General features: G+C 74.5%; 17 protein-coding genes. 11 read left to right on the top strand and 6 right to left on the bottom strand.

Features of this window, described 5'->3' with window-relative positions; translation table 11 throughout:
* Positions 1-161 precede the first annotated feature (161 nt).
* Entirely contained in the window at positions 162-1523 is a 1362-nt protein-coding gene (locus ACIGEZ_RS22955) for a DUF6777 domain-containing protein (RefSeq protein WP_399833912.1), read from the bottom strand.
* 92 nt (positions 1524-1615) lie between these two features.
* Between ACIGEZ_RS22955 and ACIGEZ_RS22950 the strand changes: the two genes are divergently transcribed.
* Complete coding sequence (locus ACIGEZ_RS22950; RefSeq protein WP_399833909.1) at positions 1616-2998, top strand: streptophobe family protein; 1383 nt, start codon at positions 1616-1618, stop codon at positions 2996-2998.
* A gap of 22 nt (positions 2999-3020) precedes the next feature.
* Here ACIGEZ_RS22950 and ACIGEZ_RS22945 read toward each other — a convergent pair whose 3' ends face one another.
* The 3 genes from ACIGEZ_RS22945 to ACIGEZ_RS22935 are packed head-to-tail and all read right to left on the bottom strand — an operon-like array spanning position 3021 to position 7297.
* Complete coding sequence (locus tag ACIGEZ_RS22945; RefSeq protein WP_399833906.1) at positions 3021-4022, bottom strand: serine/threonine-protein kinase; 1002 nt, start codon at positions 4020-4022, stop codon at positions 3021-3023.
* Positions 4022-4762: a hypothetical protein gene (locus tag ACIGEZ_RS22940; RefSeq protein ID WP_399833903.1), complete on the bottom strand. Its 741-nt coding sequence runs from the start codon at positions 4760-4762 to the stop codon at positions 4022-4024. The genes ACIGEZ_RS22945 and ACIGEZ_RS22940 overlap by 1 nt, the downstream gene beginning before the upstream one ends.
* 6 nt (positions 4763-4768) lie before the next feature.
* On the bottom strand, positions 4769-7297 hold the full coding sequence (locus ACIGEZ_RS22935) for an FHA domain-containing protein (RefSeq protein ID WP_399833901.1): 2529 nt from the start codon (positions 7295-7297) through the stop codon (positions 4769-4771).
* Positions 7298-7418: 121 nt separating this feature from the next.
* Between ACIGEZ_RS22935 and ACIGEZ_RS22930 the strand changes: the two genes are divergently transcribed.
* The 3 genes from ACIGEZ_RS22930 to ACIGEZ_RS22920 all read left to right on the top strand — a co-directional run bounded on the left by ACIGEZ_RS22930 (position 7419) and on the right by ACIGEZ_RS22920 (position 10313).
* On the top strand, positions 7419-8054 hold the full coding sequence (locus ACIGEZ_RS22930) for a TetR/AcrR family transcriptional regulator (RefSeq protein WP_399833899.1): 636 nt from the start codon (positions 7419-7421) through the stop codon (positions 8052-8054).
* 109 nt (positions 8055-8163) lie between these two features.
* Positions 8164-8832, top strand: a complete 669-nt coding sequence (locus ACIGEZ_RS22925) for a ThuA domain-containing protein (protein ID WP_399833897.1) — start codon at positions 8164-8166, stop codon at positions 8830-8832.
* 89 nt (positions 8833-8921) lie between these two features.
* Positions 8922-10313 carry an NADP-dependent succinic semialdehyde dehydrogenase gene (locus tag ACIGEZ_RS22920; protein ID WP_399833895.1) on the top strand — a complete coding sequence of 464 codons (1392 nt, stop codon included), beginning with the start codon at positions 8922-8924 and terminating at the stop codon, positions 10311-10313.
* Between the two features lie 90 nt (positions 10314-10403).
* Here the strand turns inward: ACIGEZ_RS22920 and ACIGEZ_RS22915 are convergent, their stop codons facing one another.
* Both ACIGEZ_RS22915 and ACIGEZ_RS22910 read right to left on the bottom strand, forming a co-directional pair.
* Positions 10404-11417, bottom strand: coding sequence for a PHP domain-containing protein (locus ACIGEZ_RS22915; RefSeq protein ID WP_399833893.1), 1014 nt, complete (start codon positions 11415-11417; stop codon positions 10404-10406).
* A 20-nt stretch (positions 11418-11437) separates the two neighbouring features.
* Complete coding sequence (locus tag ACIGEZ_RS22910; RefSeq protein ID WP_399833890.1) at positions 11438-13534, bottom strand: SpoIIE family protein phosphatase; 2097 nt, start codon at positions 13532-13534, stop codon at positions 11438-11440.
* A 78-nt stretch (positions 13535-13612) separates the two neighbouring features.
* On the opposite strand from ACIGEZ_RS22910, the gene ACIGEZ_RS22905 reads away from it, so the two are divergent.
* From ACIGEZ_RS22905 to ACIGEZ_RS22875, 7 genes are all read left to right on the top strand, one after another.
* Entirely contained in the window at positions 13613-16930 is a 3318-nt protein-coding gene (locus ACIGEZ_RS22905) for an ATP-binding protein (RefSeq protein ID WP_399833888.1), read from the top strand.
* Positions 16931-17203: 273 nt separating this feature from the next.
* Positions 17204-17404 carry a hypothetical protein gene (locus ACIGEZ_RS22900; RefSeq protein ID WP_399833886.1) on the top strand — a complete coding sequence of 67 codons (201 nt, stop codon included), beginning with the start codon at positions 17204-17206 and terminating at the stop codon, positions 17402-17404.
* 177 nt (positions 17405-17581) lie between these two features.
* A complete protein-coding gene (locus ACIGEZ_RS22895; protein ID WP_399833884.1) occupies positions 17582-18772 on the top strand; it encodes an acyl-CoA dehydrogenase family protein in 1191 nt (396 codons plus the stop codon).
* Between the two features lie 149 nt (positions 18773-18921).
* The gene (locus tag ACIGEZ_RS22890; protein WP_399833882.1) at positions 18922-20193 is read left to right on the top strand and encodes a hypothetical protein; all 1272 of its coding nucleotides are present in this window, start codon (positions 18922-18924) and stop codon (positions 20191-20193) included.
* Positions 20194-20373: 180 nt separating this feature from the next.
* The gene (locus tag ACIGEZ_RS22885; protein ID WP_399833880.1) at positions 20374-20829 is read left to right on the top strand and encodes a hypothetical protein; all 456 of its coding nucleotides are present in this window, start codon (positions 20374-20376) and stop codon (positions 20827-20829) included.
* A gap of 39 nt (positions 20830-20868) precedes the next feature.
* Entirely contained in the window at positions 20869-21804 is a 936-nt protein-coding gene (locus ACIGEZ_RS22880; RefSeq protein WP_399833878.1) for an oxygenase MpaB family protein, read from the top strand.
* Positions 21786-24053, top strand: a complete 2268-nt coding sequence (locus tag ACIGEZ_RS22875) for a tetratricopeptide repeat protein (protein WP_399833876.1) — start codon at positions 21786-21788, stop codon at positions 24051-24053. The genes ACIGEZ_RS22880 and ACIGEZ_RS22875 overlap by 19 nt, the downstream gene beginning before the upstream one ends.
* The last annotated feature ends 96 nt before the right edge of the window (positions 24054-24149 follow it).

Raw genomic sequence — 24149 nt, 5'->3', positions numbered from 1 at the left:
TCATGTCCGGACACTTCACCGACCGAGACGAGCGGGAGTGGCAGCGGCGGGCGGAGCAGAGGATCGCCGCGCCAGGGGATATCGGATTCGGATATTGGATCCAATCTCTGCGACGTGCGCTGCGGCACCGCGACAGCCCCTCGCCGCCCGCTCGCCCCGCCTCAGCCCATCGGCTGAGGCTCCGACAGCTCCGCTGACCCGCTCGTGCCGGCGCCCTCCGGGGCGGTGTCCGCCGACGCCGACGAGTCGCTCGGCGTTCCGTCACCGGGCGTCGAGTCGCCCGGCGACGGTGTCGACGTGGAGGGTGACGGGGTCGTGGTGGAGGGGCAGGGGGGCGGTGTGACGCCGTCGCTCGGTGTGGGGGTCTCCGTACCCGTGATCGTCACACAGGGCACCGGCGTGGTCGGCGACGTCGGGGGCGACGTGGGTGGGGAGGTCGAGGGGGAGGCCGGCGGGGAGATCGTCGGAGGCGGCGGCGGAGTCGTGTGCTGGTCGTGCCGGCCGGTGTCGCCCGACTGGCGGGCGGTCCAGCGGTCGGTCCGCGGGTCGTAGATCACGAAGATGTCGACCACCGTCACCGAGGGCTTCACGACCACCAGGTTGCTCGTGCGGTAGCCGGGCCAGGCCGTGCCGACGGGTTTGGCGGACTGCTGGGCGACCGCAGGCGTCAGCGGATTGCCGCACGCGCAGCGGACCCGCGGCACCCCGCGGTCGTCCACCATGACCGCCGTACCCGCCTGGAGCACCGACTGGTACGGGACGGGGGAGCCGTCCCGGAAGCCGTGGTTGGTCACCCGGGTGTCCACCCGCAGCTGAAGCGGGGTCAGGGAGCGCAGATAGCCCGGGACCTCCTCGGTGGCGAGGCCGAGGACCTTCGCGAAGGCCGCGTTCTTCGCGGGCTCTTCGGAGAGGAAGCGGATCTGCTGCTCGACGTCGCAGCTCGCGACCCGGTGCGTCCCCCCATAGAGCCCGGGCGTCGAACCCGAGACGGTGAGCGCCCGGTCGGCGTCGGCGCCGGTCCGGCTGGGCAGGGGCACGGGCGACACCGGGGCGGCGGCGCTGCGGGCCGTGGAGCGGGTGAAGGGATCGGGGCCCGTGGCGGAGGTGTTCTGCAGGAAGACCTCGCCGCCCGCGGTGTCCGCCTCGTTGTCCCCGCCCCCGTCGCTGCGGGTGAGGACCACGACGAGCGCGATCGCCGCCACCAGGACGGCCGTCAGCGACGCGACCTTGGGTACGGAGCGCCACCACGGGCCCCCGCCCGCGCCGCCACCCCCCGTACCGCCGCCGGAACCCTCCCCGGACCCGTCGCCGCCCCCGCCTGCCCCGCCGGAGCCTCCGCCGCCGGCACCACCCCCTGAACCGCCCCCCGAGCCACCGCCCGGACCACCCCCAGAGCCGTCGCGCGGTGGCTCCGCCGGCGGGGGCGTGGCCTGGCCGGGGTGGGTGCTCGGGCCCGAGAGGGGGCCCGCCGGAGGGCCGGTGGGGGGAATCGAGGGCTTGCCGGACGGGGGGTGGGAAGTCACGTTTTTCCCTTTCTTCCGTTCCGCGCCCATTGTGTGCGCCGACCCGGTCACGCCCGCAAGCGGACCGCACCCGCCGGCATTAGCGTGGGCACGTGAGCAGTCGGCTCCCCACCCCACCCAGCCCGGCCGCCCCCGCGCGCGCCAACGGGCACCTCGCCCGCGACGTCGCCCTGGCCCTCGGCACGGTCCTCGCCGCCCTCCTGGCCATGGCCGTCACCGCCGCCCTCGGCCTGTGGGCCGCCGGCGCGGCGGACCTGCCCGGCGGCTTCGGCTCCTTCGTCGCCGTCCTCGCCGCCGTCGTCGCCATGGCAGCGGGCGGCCAGGTCGGCCTGTCCGGTGATGCCGGTTCGCTCGCCGGCACCCAGGCCGAACTGACCGCCATGCCGCTCACCGTCACCCTGGTGGGCGCACTCGTCACCGGCTTCTGCTTCCTGCGCCCCCTGCGCCACCACGCCGTCGCCCGCACCCGGGACCTGCTCGCCCTGGCCGTACCCACCGTCGTGTTCTGGCTCGCCGCGCTCGGCGGCCTCAGCGCGCTCGCCCGGCACGACTTCCCGATCACCCTCGGCGGCGACACCAGCCGGGACACCGGGGACCTCGGCGACCTCTTCAACGACCTTCTCGACGCGGTCGACCCGTCCGTCGGCTTCCGCACCGACGTCGGTCCCACGCTCTTCTACGGACTGCTGTGGATCCTCGGCGTCCTCGTCATCGCGCTGCTGGTCTCCCGCAGGACCCCGCTGCCGCCCCGCCTCGTACGCCACCACGAGGCCGTCCGCCCGGCCGCCTCCGCGATGCTGTTCCTGCTCCTCGCGTACGTGTTCGTGGGCCTCGTCATCGGCGTGGTCGTCGCCGCGAGCAAGGGGCACGTGCCCGAGACCCTCGCCGTCCTGCTGCTCGGCCTGCCCAACATCAGCTGGCTCGCACTCGGCGTCGGCATCGGCGGCTCCTGGGAGGGCCGCGTGGACGGCCCGTTCGGCCTGCCCATGCCGCAGATCCTCGACTCCGTCCTGCGCAGTGGCGACGGCGGCAGGGAACTGTCGACCGTCGACCTGTCCACACTCGCCTCCTACGACGGGCGCGCCTGGTGGCTGCTGCCGATCGCGGCCGTGCTGGTGCTCGCCGCCGCCTTCGTCATGGCCGTACGCTCCCCGGCCCGCATCCGGCTGTGGCAGCACGCCCTCCACCTCGGGATCGCCTTCGCCGCCACCATGCTGGTCGCCGCCCCGCTCACCTTCGTCGAGGCCCGCTTCGGCCTGTCGATCCTCGGCATCGGCGAGCTCGAATCGCTCGGCGCGGAGGTCGTGCTCCGCCCGCACATCTGGGAGATCACCGGCCTCGCCCTGCTCTGGGGCCTCGTGGCGGGCTTCCTCGGCGGCCTGCTCGCCACACCCGTCCGCCGCCGCGGCGCGATCGAGACACACGACGACGCCCCGAGACACTCCCCGAAGAACCCGCCCGAGCAAGCCCCGTGAACAGACCCTGGACGAGCGGCTCTCACAGCTCCCTGAACACCGGCCGCGCCCACGCCGGCGGCTCAGGCGGCGCCCCCTGCGGCCACTCCCCGCTCCCACCGGGGGGCGTCTCGCGACTGCTCACCCCCCGTTCCAGCGCCTCCCGCAGCTCGGCCACGAACTCCAGGCACGTCCGGTATCGCTCCTCCGGAACCTTCGCCAACGCCTTCGCCATCACCGCGTCCGCCGCCTCCGGCAGCCCCGCGCGCTCCTCCGACAGCGGGGGCGGCGGGTCGTACTGCTGCGCCCACAGCACCGCGATGTCGTCGTCCCTGCGGAACGGCACCACCCCGGTCAGCATCTCGAAGACCACGCACGCCAGGCTGTAGACGTCGCAGCGGCCGTCCACCGGCTTGCCCGAGATCTGCTCGGGCGCCACGTAGTCCAGCGTGCCGACGAACTGCCCCACCGTGGTGAACCCGGTCAGGGACAGCGACTTCTTCGTCAGGCCGAAGTCGGTCAGGTACACGTGCTCCGGGTGGTCCCGGTCGGTGCCCTCGGCCACCAGGATGTTGCCCGGCTTCACGTCCCGGTGCACCAGGTCGTGCGCGTGTGCCGCGTCCAGGGCGGAGGCCACCTGCACCGCGATCCGCCCGGTCGTCACCGGGTCGAGCGCACCCTCCCGGTCCTCCAGAGCCCGCAGGTCCTGCCCCGGCACGTACCGCATCGCGATGTACAGCACCCCCTCCGTCTCACCCGCCTCGAAGACCGGCACGATGTGCGGGTGGTCGATCGCCGCGGCCACCCGCGACTCGTGCGCGAAGCGCTTGCGGAAGGTGTCGTCGCGGGCCAGCTCCGGGGCGAGCAACTTCAGCGCCACCCTACGGTCGAGCCGCAGGTCACGGGCTCGGTAGACCACCGCCATGCCGCCGCGCCCGATCTCGGCCTCGACCTCGTAGCCCGCGATCCGCTTGCCGGGGAGTCCCGAGTCCCGGCCCGCGGGAAGCCCGCCCGCCGTGTCCCGGTCCGGGTCCACCCCGCCCATCAGCCTTCACCCGGCCCGTCCGCACCGGGCGCACCGGGCGCCTCGGTCGCGTCCGGCACCGGCGTGTCCGGCGCGTCCGGCACCGGCGCGTCCGGAGCGACCGGCGCGTCCGGCCCCTCGGGAAGCACCTGCGGCAGCTGCGGCAGCTCCGCCACCACCTGCGTCGGCTCGTGCGAAGGCCCCGCGTCCGCCACGGCAGCGCTCACCCCCGACGATCCCACGCCCGTCACCGACGGCGCCGACGAGGTCGCGTACGTGCTCAGCCCGGTGCCGTCGCAGTACACCCACCGCTCGTGTTCCGCGTCGAACAGCCACAGCGACTCCCCGTCCACCACCATCCCGACCCGCAGCCCGTGGGTGCGCCGCCGGAACGTCTCGCCGTCCACCCGGTCTCCCGCCAGCTCCTCCGCGGCCCGCCGGTAGCGCCCCAGCGCGTCCTCGACCCGGGCGATCAGCGGCCTCGGGTCGGCCGTCCGGGTGAGCGGCGCGCCGGCGGCAGGCGGATCGGTGGGCACGGCGACGAGGAGCCGGGCGTCGACCCAGGCGGTCCAGCCGTTGGAGCACAGGATCTGCCCCCAGTCGCCGACCCGCTCCACCAGCTGCACCGGCAGGAACGCGTCCAGCGGCTCGGTGGGCAGCCCCGGGTCGGGCGCCTCCCAGGCGGGCAGCCCGTCGCGGGGTACGACATGGGTGGGCCGGAAGTCCGGCACGTACGGGAGTTCCGGTACGACGGCGTTCACGGCACGCTACCTCCGCATGACGACCGGCTCGTGCCGGCGCAGCAGCCGGGCGACGACGAGGCCGAGGACGACACAGAGCACCACCAGCATGCCCATGTCGAAGAGCCAGGCGCCCACGGTGTGGTGCATCAGGGGGTCCGCCGTCTTCTCGCTCGGCGCGATCCGGCCGATGTCGATGGTGGCGCCCATCGCCGCGAACGCCCACCGCGACGGCACGAGCCACGCCAGCTGCTCGAGGACCGGCGTCCCGCGCACGTTCACGAGCGCGCCGCAGAACACCACCTGGACGATGGCGAGGAGGACGAGCAGCGGCATCGTCACCTCCTCCTTGCGCACGAGGGCGGAGACGAACAGGCCGAGCATCATCGCCGTGAAGGCGAGCAGCGCGACGGCGAGGGTGAGCTCCACGAGCGGCGGCATCAGGACGCCTTCGCCGCCCGGCACGTTGAGCGGGACGCCGATCAGCGCGACCAGGGTCAGGACCACCGCCTGGACGACGGTGATCAGGCCGAGGACCACGACCTTGGACATGAGGTACGCCGAGCGTGACAGGCCGACGGCTCTCTCCCGGCGGTAGATGGTCCGCTCCTTGACCAGCTCGCGCACCGCGTTCGCCGCGCCGGTCAGCACGCCGCCGACGCACAGGATCAGCAGGACGTTCAGGGTGGACTCGGGGCCCAGCTCGCCCTCCGACAGGGCGCGGGCCATCGCGCCCATGACGAAGGGCAGCGCGATCATGATGGCCAGGAAGGTCCGGTCGGCGGAGAGGGCGGCGGCGTAGCGGCGTACGAGGGTACGCAGCTGGGACCACCAGCTCTGCGCCTTCGGTGGCGGCGCGGGCTCGGCCCCCGGTCGGGGCGGCGCCCCGGCGAGCGCGGCCGGGCCGGGCCGGACCATGACCTCCTGGATGTACCGGTGGTGGAAGCGCGACGCGCGGTACTGGCCCGCCCAGTCCCGGTCGCGGTCGTTCTCGAAGGCCTCGAACGCCTCCGGCCACTGGTCGAAGCCGAAGAAGCCGAGGGTGTCGCCGGGCGGACCGTAGAAGGCGACCCGGCCGCCGGGCGCGAGGACGAGCAGCCGGTCGCACACGTCGAGGCTCAGCACGCTGTGCGTGACGACGATGACGGTCCGCCCGTCGTCGGCGAGGCCGCGCAGCATGTGCATCACCGAGCGGTCCATGCCCGGGTCGAGGCCGGAGGTCGGCTCGTCAAGGAAGAGCAGGGAGGGCTTGGTGAGCAGTTCGAGGGCCACGCTCACCCGCTTGCGCTGGCCGCCGGAGAGACTGTGGATCGGCTGCCCGGCCCGCTCCACCAGGCCGAGCTCCCCGATCACCTCGTCCACCCGGGCGCGCCGCTCGGCGGGCGCGGTGTCCTCGGGGAAGCGAAGCTCGGCGGCGTACGCGAGGGCCCGTCGCACGGTGAGCTGGAGGTGCAGGATGTCGTCCTGCGGGACGAGGCCGATGCGCTGGCGCAGTTCCGCGTAGTCCCGGTAGAGGTCGCGTCCGTCGTAGAGGACCGTGCCCCGGTCGGCGGGCCGCTGGCCGGTGAGCGCGCCGAGAAGCGTCGATTTGCCGGCGCCGGACGGGCCGACGACGGCGAGCAGGCACTTCTGGCCGACGGGGAAGGTGACGTCGTCGAGGAGGGTCTTGCGGCCGCGGTCGACGGTCACGGCGAGCTCCTGCACGTCGAGGGAGACCTCTCCGGTGTCGGTGTACTCGACGAGGTCGCCGCCGATGAGGCAGAACGCGCAGTGGCCGATGCCGATGATGTCCTCGCCGGTCACGCGCGCGTGGACAACGGGACTGCCGTTGAGGAAGGTGCCGTTGTGGCTGCCGAGGTCGTGGATCACGTACGTGCCGTCGGCCTCCGCCCGCAGTTCGGCGTGGCGGCGGGAGACGGTGAGGTCGTCGACGACCAGGTCGTTGTCGGGGGCGCGGCCGATACGGACGCTGCGGGTGGGCAGGGGCCGCACGGACGTCGGCTGCCGGAAGGTGCCGGTCCGGGCGGGGTACGAGACAGGGGGCGGGGGCGGCGGCTCGGCTTCCCGCGCTCGTACGGGCGGCGGTACGGGCTCCGCGGCCGGCACCGGCGGTACGGGCTCCGCGGCCGGCACCGGCGGTACGGGCTCCGCGGCCGGCACCGGCGGTACGGGCTCCGCGGGCGCCTGCGGTACGGGCTCCGCGGGCGCCTGCGGTACGGGCTCGGCCGCCGCGGGAGCCGGGCCGGACAGCACCGCCAGCGGCCCGTCCGCCGGGTGTCCGAAGCGGATGACCGTGCCCGGGCCGACCGCGCCGAGGTCCACCCGGCGGTCGTCGGCGAAGGTGCCGTTCGTGCTGCCCTCGTCGGCGAGGGTCCAGTGGTCGCCGACCGTCCGCAGCGTCGCGTGGTGCCAGGACGTCCGGGCGTCGGCCAGGACGAAATCGCAGGTGGGGTCGCGTCCGAATCGATAGACGCGGCTCGGGTTCAACGCGGTCGCGTCCCCGTCGATCTCGAGGACCAGCTCGGGCGCGACAGGCGCGAAGGGCCGCTCTCCCATGGGTGAATCTTAACTTCGCGCACCCGTCCGTGCCCGTGCGAGCCGCCGGTATCGTGGGCGGGCTGCCTCCCGCCCGGGGAAGCGCAATCCGCACCGGCGAAACCGGCGAAGGGAGAGAACCGTGCCGAAGGCTGTCGCCCAGCGCCGTACCCGTACCCGGGCGGCCCTGCTGAAGGCGGCCCTGGAGACCTTCGCCGAGCACGGCTTCCACGCGGCGTCGATCGAGCAGATATGCGAGCGCGCCGGTTTCACGCGCGGCGCGTACTACTCGAACTTCGCCAGCAAGGAAGAGCTGTTCCTCGCCCTCTTCGACGAGCACAGCGAGCGGATCGTGCGGCGCCTGGCCGCGTCGATCGACGCGCTCGGCCCGGAGGACTACACGCTGCGGGGCCTCGCGGAGCTCGCCTCCCGGGTCGAGCCGGACGAGCGGGACTGGTACCTGGTGAGCACCGAGTTCACCCTGCACGCCATCCGCGACCCGCAGGCGGCGTGGGTGCTGGCCCGGCACGACGCGCGGCTGCGGGCCGAGATCGCCCGCGGCCTCGAGCTCGTGCTCGGCCGGGCCGGACGCGAACTCACCGTGGACGCCGACCGGTTCGCCCGCCTCATCGTCGCCCTGCGCGAGGGCGGTCTCGCGCAGAGCTACGTCGAACCGGCCGAGCTGCCCCCGGGCACGCTCGAACGCGACTTCCTCGCCCCGCTCCTCGAGTCCACCACCCGCCCGGCGAGCCCGCCCGCCCGGCCTGACACCCTCTGAGGCCCCACCCCTAGACCTTGCGGCGCCGGGATCATGCTGGCTACGGTCCTCAGAAAGCGCTTACCGCAGCACTCGGCCCACCGCCGGGGCAGACAGGGGAGTTCACCGCGTGCCCACCCAGGACGTCCTGATCTACACCCGCACCGCCGGCTACCGCCACGACTCCATCCCCGCCGCAGCCGCCGCCCTCGCCGAGCTCGCCGCCGCCGCGGGATTCGGCGCCGAAGCCACCGAGGACCCCGGTGCCTTCACCCCCGACCGGCTCGCCCGCTGCGCCGCCGTCGTCCTGCTGTCGACGACCGGCACCGTCCTCACCGACGCGGGCCGCGCAGCCTTCGAGACGTACGTACGAGGCGGCGGCGGTCTCCTCGCCGTGCACGCGGCGGCCAACGCCGAACCCGACTGGCCCTTCTACGGCGCCCTCCTCGGCACCCGCTTCGACGGCCACCCCGAGATCCAGCCCGGCACCGTGTGCGTCGACGACCCCGCACACCCGGCGGCGGCCCATCTGCCGGCCCGCTGGGAGTGGACCGACGAGTGGTACAACTTCACCGCCAACCCCAGGGCCACCGGCGTCCACGTCCTCGCCCGCGCCGACGAGACCCGCTACCGCGGCGGCACCCTCGGCGCCGACCACCCCCTGGTGTGGTGCCGCGAGGCCGCGCAGGACCGGGGCCGGGTCCTGTTCACGGCGCTCGGCCACGCCTCGGAGGCGTACGCGGACCCGGCCTTCCGCGCCCACCTCGCGGGCGCGCTCCACTGGGTGACGGGCCGCTGATCCCGTCACCCCACCGCCCCGCCCCGATTTGCGGCCCGGGCCAGGCCGCGAAAGGTTGACCGTGGGGGCGGAGGCCAGGAGGAGACGACATGGGCATCGCCACCGTGAACCCGGCGACCGGCGAGACACTGCGCACCTACGAGGCCCACGGGCCCGCCGAGGTGGAGCGCCGGATCGACGCCGCCCACGAGACGTACCGGCAGTACCGGACGACCTCCTTCGCGGAACGCGCCCGGCTGATGCGCGCCGCGGCCGCGCTGCTCGACGAGGACGCCGAGGACATCGCCCGGACGATGACCACCGAGATGGGCAAGCCGATCGTCGCCGCCCGCGCCGAGGCCGCCAAGTGCGCCAAGGCCATGCGCTGGTACGCCGAGCACGCCGAGGCCCTGCTGGCCGACGAGCACCCGGCCGAGCACGACGTCCAGGACGCCGGCGCCGACGTCGCCCGCGTCCACTACCGCCCGCTCGGGCCCGTCCTTGCCGTCATGCCGTGGAACTTCCCCCTCTGGCAGGTGATCCGCTTCGCCGCGCCCGCGCTCATGGCCGGCAACACCGGCCTTCTCAAGCACGCCTCCAACGTGCCCCAGACCGCCCTCTACCTCGGCGACCTCTTCCGCCGCGCCGGCTACCCCGGGGGCTGCTTCCAGACCCTCCTCATCGGCTCCGGCGCCGTCGAGGGCGTCCTGCGTGACCCCCGGGTGGTCGCCGCCACCCTCACCGGCAGTGAGCCGGCCGGCCGGTCCGTGGCCGCGATCGCCGGGGACGAGGTCAAGAAGACCGTTCTGGAGCTGGGCGGCAGCGACCCGTACATCGTCATGCCGTCCGCGGACATCCCGCGCGCCGTGAAGACCGCGGTCACCGCCCGCGTACAGAACAACGGCCAGTCCTGCATCGCCGCCAAGCGCTTCATCGTCCACCAGAACGTGTACGACGACTTCGCCGAGCGGTTCACCGCGGCGATGAACGCCCTCACCGTCGGCGACCCCCTCGACGACGACACCGACGTCGGCCCCCTCGCCACCGAACAGGGCCGCACCGACCTTGAGGAGCTCGTCGACGACGCCGTACGCAAGGGGGTCACCGTGCTGTGCGGGGCGGGCCGTCCCGAGGAGCTGCCGCGCGGCTGGTTCTACCGGCCGACCGTGCTCACCGGCATCACGCCGGAGATGCGCGTCCACCGCGAGGAGACCTTCGGCCCCGTCGCCACCCTCTATCCGGTCGCGGACATCGAGGAGGCCGTCGCCGTCGCCAACGACTCGCCCTTCGGGCTCAGTTCGAACGTCTGGACCCGCAACGACGCGGACGTCGCCTTCTTCGTACGGGACCTGGAGGCGGGCGGCGTCTTCGTCAACGGGATGACCGCCTCTCACCCCGCGCTCCCCTTCGGCGGGGTGAAGCGCTCGGGGTACGGGCGCGAGCTCTCCGGCCACGGCATCCGCGAGTTCTGCAACGCGACGACCGTCTGGCAGCGCGCCTGAGCGGCGTCGCCAGGCGGCGGCGCATCAGGGCAAGGGCAGGGTCCGGAACACCCGCGTGACGAGGGAGAAGGCACCGGCTCCCGCCACCCGTCAGTCGCGCGTCCACTCCAGGAGCTGCTCCGCGGACCAGGTGTTGATCACCCGGTCCGCGGGCACCTCGCACTCCTCCGCCCGCGCGCAGCCGGCGATCTGCCACTCCAGCTGGCCCGGCGCGTGCGCGTCCGTGTCCACCGCGAAGTACACCCCGGCGTCCCTCGCGAGCCGCAACAGCCGCAGCGGCGGATCGCGCCGCTCCGGGCGGCTGTTGATCTCGACCGCCGTCCCCGACTCGGCGCAGGCCGCGAAGACCCGCTCCGCGTCGAACTCCGACTCCGGCCGCAACCGGCCACCGCTCACCAGCCGTCCCGTGCAGTGGCCCAGCACGTCCATCAGCGGATTGCGCACCGCCCGCTCCATCCGGCGGGTCATCGCCGCCGCGTCCATCCGCAGCTTCGAGTGCACCGAGCCGACCACCAGGTCGAGCCGGTCGAGGAGTTCGGGCTCCTGGTCGAGCGAACCGTCCTCCAGGATGTCGCACTCGATACCGGTGAGCAGCCGGAACGGCGCCCACTCCTCGTTCAGCCGTGCCACCACGTCCAGCTGCTCGCGCAGCCGGTCAGGGGACAGCCCGCGCGCCACCTTCAGACTCGGCGAATGGTCCGTGAGCACCGCCCACTCGTGCCCGATGGTGGCCGCGGTCCGCCCCATGTCCTCGATGGTGCTGCCGCCGTCCGACCAGTCCGAGTGGAGATGGCAGTCGCCGCGCAGCGCCGCCCGCAAGGTCTCGCCGCCGGCCTGCGCTCCGGGAGACGGCAGCTCCTTCTCCAGTCGCTCCAGATACTCCGGCACCCGCCCCGCGAGCGCCTCGGCGACCACGGCCGCCGTCTTCGGGCCGATGCCCTTCACCGACTCCAGGCTGCCGGCCGCGGCCCGCCGCGCCACCTCGTCCGCGCCGAGAGCCGTCACGGCCGCCGACGCCGTACGGAAGGCGCGGACGCGGTACGTCGGAGCCTGTGAGCGTTCCAGCAGGAACGCGATCCGCTCCAGCGCCGCCACCGGGTCCATGGGCCGCACCTCCCTCCCGCTCAGTCCGCCGCGTTCGCGGAGGACGCAGCCGATGCGGGGGTGGGCGTGGCGGGGCCGATCTCGCACCACACCGCCTTGCCCTCGCCGCGCGGCTCCACGCCCCAGCGCGAGGCGAGCGCGTCCATCAGGAGCAGCCCGCGGCCCGAGGTGGCCGCCTCGCCCGGCGTGCGCCGCCGCGGCCAGGCGGACGACCGGTCCTGCACCGAGAGCCGCACCCGCCGCACCGGCTCCGGCAGCACCTCCAGGGTGAGGACCGCGCCGCCCTCGGTGTGCAGCAGCACGTTGACCAGGAGTTCGCCCGTCAACAGCTCGGCGTCGTCGGCGAGTTCGGGCATGCCCCAGTCCACGAGGGCCTGGCCCACCGCCGCCCGCGCGTCCGACAGGCCCTGCGGGTCGGCCTGGTGGATGTACTGGTGGATGCGCGGCGCCCGGGGGGTGCCCGGGTCGGGGCTGCGCCGCAGCACGAGCAGTGCCACGTCGTCGCCCGCACCCCACCGCTCCCACAGCTGCTCCGACAGGTGGTCCGCGAGCGCCTCCGCCTGGGGCGGGCCGGTGCTCACCGCCTCCGCGAGCGCCGCGAGGCCCGCCTCGATGTCCGTGCCCGGCTGCTCCACCAGACCGTCCGTGCACAGGACCAGGGTCTCGCCCGGCACCAGGTCGAGCCGGGTCTCAGGGAACTCCTCGTCGCCGAAGACCGTCGCCAGGCCCAGCGGCAGGCCGCCGCGCAGCTTCGGCCGGCCCACCCGCCCGTCGGTGTGCCGGATCAGCGGCCCCAGATGCCCCGCCCGCACCCCGCGTACGGTGCCGCCGACCAGATCCACCTGAGCGTAGGTGCAGGTCGCGAAGCGGTTGGTGTCGAGCTCGGCGAGAAACCGGGAGGCCCGGGCCAGGACCGTGGACGGGGCGTGGCCCTCACCCGCGTACGCCCGCAGCGCGATCCGCAGCTGGCCCATGATCGCGGCGGCGTGCGTGTCATGGCCCTGGACGTCGCCCACGACGACCCCGACCCGGCCGCGCGGCAGCGGGATCACGTCGTACCAGTCGCCGCCGACCTGCCGGCCGCTCCACGCCGCGTGGTAGCGCACGGCGATCTCGCCGCCGGTGATCTCCGGGATCCGGCGCGGCAGCATCGTCGCCTGGAGCCCGGTGGCCAGCTCCCGCTCCTCGTCGAAGAGGATCGCCCGTTGCAGCGACTGGGCCACGATCGCGGCAAGACCGAGCAGCAGGTTGCGCTCGTCGGCCTTGAAGGTGCTCGGGCGCCGGTAGAACAGCGCCATCCCGCCCACCGCACGGGCCTGCGCCACCAGCGGCAGATAGCAGGCCGACTTGAACGGCATCCGGGCCACGTACGGCGCCAGCTGGGGGAAGTCGCGCCCCAGCGTCGCAAACGCGGAGACGAACCGGGGCCGGCCGCTCAGCACCGCCTCCGCCAGCGGCAGCCCCCGGTCGAGCCGGCGGCTGCGGAAGTCGTCGAAGACCTCGAGGGACTCGCCGCTCAGCGCGATGATGTTGAGGGAACCGTTCTCCACGAGTCCGAGGGCGAGCCCGTCCGCGCCCAGCCGGGCGAGACCGCCCGGACCGGTCATGGCCGCGGTGACGTCGTCGACCGTCACCGCCCGCGACAGCGCGTGCGTCGTCCGCTCCACGATGGAGGTCTGCACCTCGCGGCGCTTCTCCAGGTCCAGGACGAACGCCGAATGCGTCACCTCGGCCGTGGCGTCGCGCACGATGCCCACGATCCGGTGCGCCATCCCGTCGTCCCGGCGCAGGATCCGCGCCTGCACGTGCGTCCATTGGGGGGTACCGTCGCCCTGTTCGAGCCGGACGTGCGCCGTGTACGAGGTCTCGCCGCCCGTGATGGCACGCCGGATCACCGCGTCCAGCCGGGCCCGCTCGTCGGGGTCCAGACCGCGCACCAGCGTCGTGGGCCGCCCGTCGAACGCGTCCGGGGCGACACCGAAGACCAGCAGCCCCGCGTCGTCGACATCGATGGTGCCCGTGTCGAGATCCCAGTCGAAGCTGCCGGTGCGGTTCATGGCGAGCCGCTCGGACGGCTCGATCTCGCCGCCGCGCGGGTTCCGCTCGTCATCGGTCATCTTCCCCATTGTCGAACCGGCACCCCCCGGACGCCATGGCGGCGACACGTCGCGTCGCGAATTCGGCAGAATGGCGCGGTGCAGCCGCCCTACCGCATCCTCGGACCCGCCCACGCCCCCGGCGCCGACGGCCGTGAGGCCGCCCTCAGCGGCGCCAGGCTCCGGGCGCTGCTCACCGCCCTGGCCGCGGCGGGCGGCCGGCCGGCCCGTACGGACGCGCTGATCGCCCAGGTGTGGGCCGGGGACGCCGAGGACCGGGCGTGGGCGGCCGAGCGCGGTGCGGGGGCGGCAGAGGGCCGGGCGGCGGCGGCCGGTGACCGCACGGCCGCCCTTCAGGCGCTGGTCGGGCGGCTGCGCCGGGCACTCGGACACGACGCCGTCGCCTCGACACCGGGCGGCTACCGGCTCGCCGCCGCGCCCGAGGACATCGACCTGTTCCGCTTCGAGCGACTGGCCGGTGACGGCGTACGGGAGCTGGACGCGGGCCGGCCCGAGCACGCCGCGCGGCTCCTCGACGAGGCCCTGGGGCTGTGGCAGGGACCCGCCCTCGCCGACCTGCCGGGCCACGAGGACGACCCCCTCGCCGTACGGGCCGAAAAGCGCCGCACCCGCGCCCGCCGCGACCGGCTCGCCGCCGCCGTCGCCCTCGGCCACGCCCAGGACGCCCTCGCCCCGCTGGCCGCGCTCACCGCCGAGCACCCGCTCGACGAACCCCTCCACGCGCTCCACCTGCGCGCCGCCGGCCGCCCGGCCGAGGCCCTCGCCGCGTACGAGACCGTCCGCCGCGCGCTCGCCGAACGGCTGGGCACGGATCCGGGGCCAGAACTCAGGGGCCTGTACGAGGAGTTGCTGGGAGGGGGCGGAGGGGAAGTGGTCGAAGCCACCCGGCGGCCGCTGCCCGCCGCACTCACCTCGTTCCTGGGCCGGGACGGCGAACTGGCCTCTCTCGCCGCCGAATTGCGGACCGGTCGGCTCGTCACGCTGCTCGGTCCCGGCGGCGTGGGCAAGACCAGGCTCGCCATGGAGGCCGCGCGGGGCGTCGAGGCCGCGGCGGACGGCCCGGAGGTCTGGGTCGCCGAACTCGCCTCCGTACGGGATGAGTCGGATGTCCCCGCCGCCGTCCTCACCGCCCTCGGAGCGCGCGAGACCCAGCTCTGGAGCGGCCCCGCCCTCGCCGATCCGGCCGGACGCGACCCGCTCTCGGCGCTGGTCGAGCACTGCGCCCGGCGCCGGATGCTGCTCCTGCTCGACAACTGCGAGCACGTGGTGGGCGCGGCGGCGCAGCTGGCGGAGGTGTTGCTCGAGCGTTGTCCGGGGGTGACGGTGCTGGCGACGAGCCGTGAGCCGCTGGGGGTGCCGGGGGAGTCGGTGTGGCCGTTGGGGCCGTTGCCCGCCGGGCCGGCGCTGCGGCTGTTCGGCGAGCGGGGTGCCGCGGTGCGGCCGGGCTTCCGGGTGGAGGAGGACGTGGAGGCGGCGGCGGAGATCGTACGGCGGCTCGACGGCCTGCCGTTGGCGATCGAGCTCGCGGCGGCGCGGCTGCGGATGCTGACGGCGCGGCAGATCGCGGACCGTCTCGACGACCGGTTCCGGCTGCTGACGTCGGGCGCGCGGACGGTGCTGCCGCGGCAGCAGACGCTGCGGGCGGTGGTCGACTGGTCCTGGGACCTGCTCGACGAGCCGGAGCGGGCGGTGCTGCGGCGGCTCTCGGTGTTCACGGGCGGCTGCGACCTGGAGGCGGCGGAAGCGGTGTGCGGCGGGCCCGCGGAGGGTGCTGGCGCGCTCGACGTCCTCGGTTCCCTTGTCGACAAGTCGCTCGTCGTCGCGACTCCTGGTGAGAGCGAGATGCGTTACCGCCTCCTGGAGACCGTCGCCGAGTACGCCGCCGAGCGGCTCGACGAGGCCGGGGACCGGGCGGTCGCCGAGCGGCGGCACCTCGTCCACTACCGGGAGTTCGCCCGCCTCACCGACCCCGAACTCCGCACCGGAAGGCAGCCGTTCGCCCTGCGCCGGTTCGAGACCGAGCACGACAACATCCGGGGCGCGCTCCGCGCGGCCGTCCGGTTCGGGGAGGAGCAGGAGGCGCTCTGTCTCATCCACGCGATGAGCTGGTTCTGGCAGCTGCGTAACCACGTGCACGACTCGCGCACCTGGGTCCGGGCGGCCGTCGGGCTCGGTCCCGACCCGTTCCGGGTGCCCGTGCGAGGCGCCGAACCGTTCGAGGGGCGGTGCACCGACGTGCCGCCGCCCTGGTCGGGGGAGCGGCTGTGGGAGGCGCGTCGCGGTGGGCGGCTGCTCGCGCTCGCCACCGAGGGCGGAGACGGCGCCAAGGTGCTCGAACACCCCGAGACCCGCGCCCGCCTGGACGCCGTCGTCGCCGCGTACCGGCCGGGACTGCCGCAGACCTGCCGCCAGCCGGGCGCGATGTGGTTCTTCGCGCAGCTCATGACCGGCGCGTTCACCAGCCTCGACGAGACCCTGACCGCCCTCGTGGCCGCCGCCCGGGAGCACGGCAGCGGCTGGGACGTCGGATTCAACCTCCTCTTGCGTGCCAAGCTGCTCGGTGGCCACCCCGGCGACGCGGAGGAGGCACTCGGGCTCTTCGAGGCCGCCGAGGACTCCTGGGGCATCGCCGAAGCGCTCGCCGCGCGCGGTGAGACCTACGAGCGGGCCGGCCGCACGGCCGAGGCGGCCGCCGACTTCGCGCGGGCGATGGACGCCGCCGCGCGCCTCGGTGCCCGCTCCCAGATCCCGGTCTTCAAGGCGCTGCTCGCCGCCGTCCGCCTGCGCACCCCGGCCGTGGCCGAGGACCCCGCGGCGCGGGTTGCGGCCGAGCGCCTGCTCGTCGAGGCGGCCGACGAGGTGGGCGAGTCGGGCGCCGAACCCGTCAGCACCGCCCGGCTGCTGCTCGCCCAGCACTACGGCAACACCGGCCGCACCTCGCTCGCCGGCGAACAAATCCTTCTCATCGAGGCCGAGTTCGGCGAGAGCACGCCCGGCCTGTTTCACGGCATGCTCGGCGGGTTGCGCGGCTGGCTCGACTGCCTGGACGGGGAGTTCGAGCGGGCACGCGCCCACCTCGCCCGCGCCGTGCGGGACATGGAGCTCCTGGCGTACCTCGTCGCGCCCTATCTCGTCGTCGCCCAGTTCGCGACGGCCGCCTGGGCCCGTGCGGGCAGCGGCGACCCCGCGACGGGCGCGCGGCTGCTCGGTGCGTACGACGCCCACCGCGGCACGCCGGGCGGCGCGGGCTTCCGCCCGTACACCGCCCAGACCGAGAGCGCGGTGCGCGCCGCCGCGGAACGCGCGCTGCGGGCGGCGCTCGGCGCGCAGGCGTACACGGCCCGGTACGAGGAGGGCGGCGCCCTCACGGTGCGGGAGGCCGCCGCCCTGGTGTGAGCCGGGGCTCTTCCCTCACTCCGCCCGTACCACCGGACGCCGCCCGGCTCACTCCGCCCGCATCGCCAGGTGCTCCCGCGGCTCCGCGAGGTCCTCGGGCGTCGGTGCGTCGTCCCGGGCCAGGGAGGGGTCACCGAGGGTCACCCTGACCATCCTCGGGGTGAGCGGCCGGACGGCGGTGCGGGCCGGCGCCCCGGGTCGCGCGTCGCCCGGATGCGGGAGCCGGGCGTGGACACGAGAATGGCGAGTGCCTGCAGAACACGAGGAGGCGGCATGAACGGTGACACCGACAAGACGTCCCGGGGGGATGTCCCGACGCCCGACAGGCTGCTGCACGCCGGGTCGGAGGGAGAGTTCACGGCGGAGGACCTGGTCCTCGCCTCCGGCCGTGACGTGACGCCGAAGAGCCTCGCCTGGGCCGAACGGCGCATGGCGGAGAGAGGGCGCGCCTCACTCGACGAACTGCTCCCCTGAGCGAGCAGCGGCCGGACGGGAAGCCGCGGGGCCCTCGCGACGCCGGTACGCCCCCGGCGAGGTGCCCCGCTCCGGCCTGACCGCGTGCGGACGGCGAACGCACGGGCCTTCCGCATTTATGGAACACGTTCTACCGTGGCGCACCACCGCGCGGAGCACTCAGCCACGGGAGACGCCATGCACCTCGAGTACACGCCCGCCCAGCACCGTCTGCGCGCCGAGCTGCGTGCCTACTTCGCCGAGCTCGTACCCGAAGACGTCCACGCCCGTTACGCCGACCCCGCCGCCCAGAAGCGCTTCTACCGTGAGACGGTGCGCCGCCTGGGGTCGGACGGCTGGCTGGGCGTCGGCTGGCCCACGGAGTACGGCGGGCGCGGCCTCACCCCGATGGAACAGTTCATCTTCTTCGACGAGGCCGCGCAGGCCGGCGTACCGCTGCCGCTGATGGCCCTGAACACCGTCGGGCCGACGATCATGCAGTTCGGTACGGACGAGCAGAAGGCGTACTTCCTGCCCAGGATCCTCTCCGGGGAAATCGACTTCGCGATCGGCTACAGCGAGCCCGACGCCGGCACCGACCTCGCCGCGCTCAAGACCCGCGCGGTGCGCGAGGGCGACGAGACCACCGGTCACTACACGGTCAACGGCCAGAAGATCTGGACCACCAACGGCGACACGGCCGACTGGGTCTGGCTCGCCGTCCGCACGGACCCCGCCGCCCCGCCGCACAAGGGCATCACCATGCTCCTCGTGCCGACCACCGACCCCGGCTACTCCTGCACCCTCATCAACACCCTCGCCTCGCACGACACCACCGCGAGCTACTACGAGGACGTCCGAGTCCCCTGCTCGCGCCGGGTCGGCGAGGAGAACAAGGGCTGGCGCCTGATCACCAACCAGCTCAACCACGAGCGGGTCACCCTCGCCGCCCACGGCACGATGGCCATCCGCGCCCTCCACGACGTCCAGCGCTGGGCCGCCGGCACCAAGCTCGCCGACGGCCGCCGCGTCCTCGACCTCGGCTGGGTCCGCCGCACCCTCGCCCGCACCCACACCCGCCTCGACGCGATGAAGCTGCTCAACTGGCAGATGGTCAACGCCGTCCACAACGGCACCCTCACCCCCCAGGACGCCTCCGCCGTCAAGGTCTACGGCTCCGAGGCCCGCCGCGACGCCTACGCCTGGCTCATGGAGGTCACCGGCTCCGCGGGCGCCCTCAAGGAGGGCTCGGCCGGCGCGGTCCTCCACGGCGAACTCGAACGCGGCTACCGCTCGGCCGTCATCTTCACCTTCGGCGGCGGCAACAACGAGATCCAGCGCGAGATCATCTCCTGGATCGGCCTGGGCATGCCCCGCGTCCGCCGCTGAGCGCCGGCACCGGCACCGGTGGCGACACCGATACCGGCACCCGGGCCGGCAGGGGCACGGCGACAGCCGCCGGGCGGGTTTGGCACACTGTCGCAGTTCCGGTCACCCGGGACACGCGACCACCCGAACCACCCCGAGGAGCAGCGCCCTTGAGCGTCACCATCGCAGGACAGATAGACATCGCGGGCCCGGTGGGCAAACTGCTCCACCGCCGCCCGCTCAAGAACGAGACGGTCATGCAGTCGTTCGGCATCGACCCGGTCTCCGGCGACATCTACGTGCTGCAGATCATGGAGGGCGGCGTCCAGCTCTCCGGCGAGTCCGCGCCCGTTCCCTGGGCGACCCGGCTCACCGACGGCGACCTGTGCCTGACCCGGCTCAGCCCGGCCGGCGCGATCACCGGGTACATGTACCTGCGCGGTTTCGGACACGGCGTCAACCTCGGTGTGGACAACCGGAACGGGGCCGTGTGGCTGTGGACCGAGACGGCCTCCTCGCCCAACAGCAGGAACGAGGGCTTCGGCACCGCCGTGACCAGCTTCCCGTTCGCCTCCGGCACGGTCGTCGACTACGGCAGCTCCGCGCACACCCCGCCGTTCAAGCCCGACCCCGCCGCCCGCGGGGTCACCCCCACGATCGACCGCAGCGCGGGCGAGCTGGTCCTGCGCTTCAATCTCGGCGGGGTCATGACCTTCGACCGGTACGACCTCGCCAAGGCGACCGCCGGCGAGTGGGAACGCCTCCAGCGCCTCTCCGTGACCCTCCCGCCGGAGGGCGTCGACTTCCAGGGGTACGCGTCCCACAACGGCGTCCTGTACACGCTGCAGGGCCAGGGCCTCTCCAAGGTCCCGCTGCCCGGCAACACGTACATCACGGCCATCGAATGGGCCACCGGAGCGGTGCTCGACCGGCAGCACATCACCGCCGGACCCGGCCTCGAACACCGCGAGGCCGAGGGCATGACGGTCACCGTGCAGGACGGCGTGCCGCACCTGCACTTCGGCTTCGCCTGCGAGGACCCCGGCCCGCGCACCTGCACCATCCTGACGCTGTCCGGGGCCCCCGAGACCGACGGCGTCAAGGTCCTCACCGACTGGCAGCCGATCACCCTCGCCGCCGGTGTGACCGTCGACCAGAACGCCCCCCGGGGCCGGCTGATCAGCCTCGCGGGCGTCACCACCCTGCAGCTCAGCGGAGGCGTCAAGGGCAGCTTCAGCGCCGACGCGGTCATCGGCTACCTGCCGGACTCGCTCACCCCGAGCATGGCCGCCCGCGCGAGCGTGGCCCGCAACAGCAACGGCGGCTACGCGGTCGCCCGGGTGGAGGCCGGGACCGACCGCGAGCTGCGGCTCTTCGGCGGGCGTACGACCAACGTCATCACCTGGGCGCAGCTCGACAGCTTCAGCGCCGTCTGGCGCTAGCGGCCGACCCGACCCGACCCGACCCGACCCGACCCGGCTCGGCCCGACCCGGCCCGACCCGGCTCGGCCCGCCGAGCCGTCCGCCGCGCCGCGGCCACCGTCGTGCCGCGTCGTGCGCCGTACCCCTCACCTGCCGGGTCCCCGACCCGGCCACGAACTCGTCCTAGGAGTCACCCCACCATGTCGCAGAACCGCCGCAGCATCCTCGGCGCCGCCCTCGCCCTGCCCGCCGCCCTCACCGTCGGCGCCGTCGCCACCGCCGCCCCCGCGGCCGCCGTCGCGGGCGGCGTCGAGGCGGGGGAGTGGGTCGACCTCGTCCTGGAGGCCGGCATCACCCCCACCGCCGGGGCCACCCCGCAGGTCCGGCTCGTCACCATCGCCGGCACCACCTTCCTCCAGGCCCGCGGCCAGATCACCGGCAGCCTCACCGCCGACACCAAGATCGCCACGCTGCCGGCCGCGTTCGCGCCCCCCACCTGGTACGTGCGCGCCGCCGCGCCGCGTAACAACAGCCAGGGGATCAACGCCTGCCGCTTCGAGATCAACCCCGCCGGCTCGGTCAGCGTCTACGGCGGCAACACCGGCAACCCGATCACCTGGGCGCAGTTCGACTCGGTGCAGGCGATCTGGCGCTGACCCGTCGACCCGGGGAGCGCCTCGTCCTAGCCTGAAGCCATGCGGCCCGAAGGCGCGAGACAGGACGACACGCGGCACGGCGGCGACCCGGGGCTCTTCGGGCCCGGGTCCGTCACCTGGCAGCTCCACGGTGACCCGGTCATGTGGATCGGCGGGGTGCGCGCCCTGTACCTGCAGGCGCTGCACCCCGTCGCCGTCCGCGGCGTCATGATCAACAGCGACTTCCGCCGGGACGCGTGGGGCCGGCTCATGCGGACGGCGAACTTCGTCGGCACGCTCAGTTACGGCACCACCCAGGCCGCCGAGGCCGCCGGGGCCCGGGTGCGGAAGATCCACCGGCTCCTCGGCGTCGACGACCCCGAGCTGCTGCTGTGGGTGCACTGCGCCGAGATCGACTCGTACCTCCACGTCGTACGCCGCTCCGGCATCCCCCTCACCGACGCCCAGGCCGACGCCTACGTCGGCGAACAGCGCACCTCCGCCCGGCTCGTGGGCCTCGACCCGGACGAGGTGCCCGGCAGCACCGCCGAACTCGCCCGCTACTTCAGGGACATCCGGCCCGAGCTCGCGGCCGGGCAGGACGCGCTGACCGTGGACGCCTTCCTGCGCCGACCACCCGTCCCGCCCGCCCTGCGCCCCGCGCGCGAGGTGATCTGGCGGCGCGTGGCCGCCCTCGCGTACGACTCCCTGCCCCCGTACGCCCACGAGCTGTACGGCAGGTCCTCGCCACCGCCCGAAACCGTCACGTACCGGCTCACCGCCACGGCCAATCTGCTCCGCTGCATTCCCGACCGGCTGCGATGGCGGCTGCCCCCGCGGCACATCCTGCGCGCCATGGACCGGCTCGGCCAGGGCACCCGACCCGCGCCGTTCGCTCTGCGCACCGCGGCCGCCATACTGGACGGGCCGGGGAGGGAGCGGCACGACTACGGGGCAAACGGGGGCGACAGCAGGCGATGGCGGACACCAGGCTGATCCAGGGCCGGTACCGGCTGCACGAGGTGATCGGTCGCGGCGGCATGGGCGAGGTGTGGCGGGCCACCGACGAGTCGCTGGGCCGGCGCGTCGCCGTCAAGTGCCTCCGGCCGCTCGGCCAGCAGCGCGATCCGGCCTCGCTCGGCGTGCTGCGCGAACGCTTCCGGCGCGAGGCGCGGGTCGCCGCCGCCCTTCAGCACCGCGGGATCACCGTGGTCCACGACTTCGGCGAGTCCGACGGCGTGCTCTTCCTCGTCATGGAGCTCCTCGACGGACGCAACCTGAGCCAGCTCCTCACCGACAACCGCAAGCACCCGCTGCCCGTGGCCGACGTCGTCGACATCGCCGAACAGGTCGCCGACGCCCTCGCGTACACCCACCGCCAGGGCGTGGTGCACCGGGACCTCAAGCCCGCCAACATCGTGCGGCTCGGCGACGGCGCCGTGAAGATCTGCGACTTCGGGATAGCGCGGCTGGGCGCCGACATCGGTTTCACCTCGCGCCTCACCGGCACCGGCATCGCCATGGGCACCCCGCACTACATGTCCCCCGAACAGATCGGCGGCGGCGAGATCGACCACCGCAGCGACCTGTACTCGCTGGGGTGCGTGCTGTACGAGATCGCCACCGGCGCCCCGCCGTTCGACCTGGACGACACCTGGGCGGTGCTCGTCGGCCACCGCGACACGCCGCCGACGCCGTTGCGCAGCCACCGCGCCGAACTCCCCGGCTACTTCGACCTGCTCGTGCTCGACCTGCTGGCCAAGACTCCCGAGGGCCGCCCCGCCGACGCGGCCGAGATGCGCCACCGCCTCGCCTCGGGCCGCACCACGCCGGTCCCGGCCGCCTCGCTCGCCCTGCCCGGCTGGGCCCGCACCATGACGACGGGCCGCGCCTCCACGGGCACCCTGGCGGGCCGTCCGACCGCCGCGTACGACGCCGCGGCGGCCGGACTGACGGGGGAGTGGACACGCGCGTCGGCGCTCGCGAGGCCGACGGAGGCGTATGAACGGCCCCGTGGCGACGACCCGGCTCCGGGCGCCCCCCGCGCCCCCGACGTCCCGTCGACCGGGCACTCGGCCGGTACCCAGGCGTCCGCCCCCGGCCACGACCACAGCGTGCCGCCGGGCAGCGGCCCCATGCCGGTCCCCGCCCCCGCCCCGTCCTCCGAGCTCCTCGCCGTGCTCGCCGGCCGGCACCGCGCCGGGCTCGGGCTCGGTCGGCTCGGACGGTGGGAGGAGGCGGCCGGGGTGCACCGTACGGTGGTGCGGGACCGGGTGCACGTGCTCGGGGCGGACCACCCCGACACGCTCGCCAGCCGTTACGAGCTGGCCTTCGCGCTCGCCCGGCTCGCCCGGCACGCCGACGCGCTCCGCGAGTTCGGCGGGGTCGCGGAGGCGCGCGCCCGGGCGCTCGGCGCCGACCATCCCGACACGCTCGCCGCGCGCCAGGAGAGGGCGTACGTCCTCGGCGGGCTCGGGCGGCACGCCGAGGCGCACTCCGTGTACGTCGAGGTGCTCGCCGCGCGCGAGCGCGCCATGGGCGAGGAGCATCCCGACACCCTGCGCTGCCGCCACAACCTGGCGTTCACGCTGGGCAGGCTGGGCCGCCTGCCGGAGGCGTACGCTTCGGCCCGCGAGGTCGCCGACGCCCGCACGAGGCTGCTCGGGGCGGCCCACCCGGACACGCTGGCCACCCGGCACGAGGTGGCGCACCTGCTCGGCCGGCTCGGGCGCTGGGCGGACGCGCTGATCCTTTACCGGGAGGTGGCCGACACGCGGGCCGCGGCCCTCGGCGCGGACCACTCCGACACGCTGGCGGCCCGCTACGAGGCCGGTGTCTGCCTCGGCAGGCTCGGGCGCGCCGAGGAGGCGGCCGAGCTGTACCGGGAGCTTGCCGAAGCCCGCGCCCGGGCCGCCGGGCCCGAGGACGCCGAGACGCTGCGGGCCCGGCACGGCCTCGGGGTGAACCTCGGGCGGCTCGGACGGTGGCCCGAGGCACTCGCGGAGGCCCGCGCGGTGGGCGAACTGCGCGCCCGTGCCCTCGGCTCCGAGCACCCCGACACGCTGGTCAGCCACCGCGAGATCGCCATAGCCCTCGGCTGGCTCGGCCGCCATGCCGAGGCCCTGCCGTACTACCGCCTCGTCAGCGCGGCCCGCACCCGCACCCTGGGCGCCACCCATCCCGAGACCCTGGCGGCCCGGGCGGACGAGGCCCACTGCGAGGAGCGGCTGGGCGGCACCGCGTGACCCCGCGGCGGGCTTGGCGTCCGGGAGGGCGAGCGCCTGGAGGCGGCGACCGGCGGCGGCGACGCCGGGCCTGACCACTGACACCCTGGTGGGACC

It is taken from the genome of Streptomyces sp. NPDC085481 (assembly GCF_044541845.1).
In the GTDB taxonomy this organism is placed as follows: domain Bacteria; phylum Actinomycetota; class Actinomycetes; order Streptomycetales; family Streptomycetaceae; genus Streptomyces.
This window is presented reverse-complemented; position numbering and strand designations above follow the sequence as displayed.

What these genes read in the sequence shown, in the direction of transcription:
- ACIGEZ_RS22885 (WP_399833880.1), top strand. Translation starts at nt 20,374, where the DNA reads ATGTCGCAGAACCGCCGCAGCATCCTCGGCGCCGCCCTCGCCCTGCCC.
- ACIGEZ_RS22935 (WP_399833901.1), bottom strand. Translation starts at nt 7,297, where the DNA reads ATGGGAGAGCGGCCCTTCGCGCCTGTCGCGCCCGAGCTGGTCCTCGAG.
- ACIGEZ_RS22945 (WP_399833906.1), bottom strand. Translation starts at nt 4,022, where the DNA reads ATGGGCGGGGTGGACCCGGACCGGGACACGGCGGGCGGGCTTCCCGCG.
- ACIGEZ_RS22900 (WP_399833886.1), top strand. Translation starts at nt 17,204, where the DNA reads ATGAACGGTGACACCGACAAGACGTCCCGGGGGGATGTCCCGACGCCC.
- ACIGEZ_RS22895 (WP_399833884.1), top strand. Translation starts at nt 17,582, where the DNA reads ATGCACCTCGAGTACACGCCCGCCCAGCACCGTCTGCGCGCCGAGCTG.
- ACIGEZ_RS22875 (WP_399833876.1), top strand. Translation starts at nt 21,786, where the DNA reads ATGGCGGACACCAGGCTGATCCAGGGCCGGTACCGGCTGCACGAGGTG.
- ACIGEZ_RS22920 (WP_399833895.1), top strand. Translation starts at nt 8,922, where the DNA reads ATGGGCATCGCCACCGTGAACCCGGCGACCGGCGAGACACTGCGCACC.
- ACIGEZ_RS22880 (WP_399833878.1), top strand. Translation starts at nt 20,869, where the DNA reads ATGCGGCCCGAAGGCGCGAGACAGGACGACACGCGGCACGGCGGCGAC.
- ACIGEZ_RS22915 (WP_399833893.1), bottom strand. Translation starts at nt 11,417, where the DNA reads ATGGACCCGGTGGCGGCGCTGGAGCGGATCGCGTTCCTGCTGGAACGC.
- ACIGEZ_RS22910 (WP_399833890.1), bottom strand. Translation starts at nt 13,534, where the DNA reads ATGACCGATGACGAGCGGAACCCGCGCGGCGGCGAGATCGAGCCGTCC.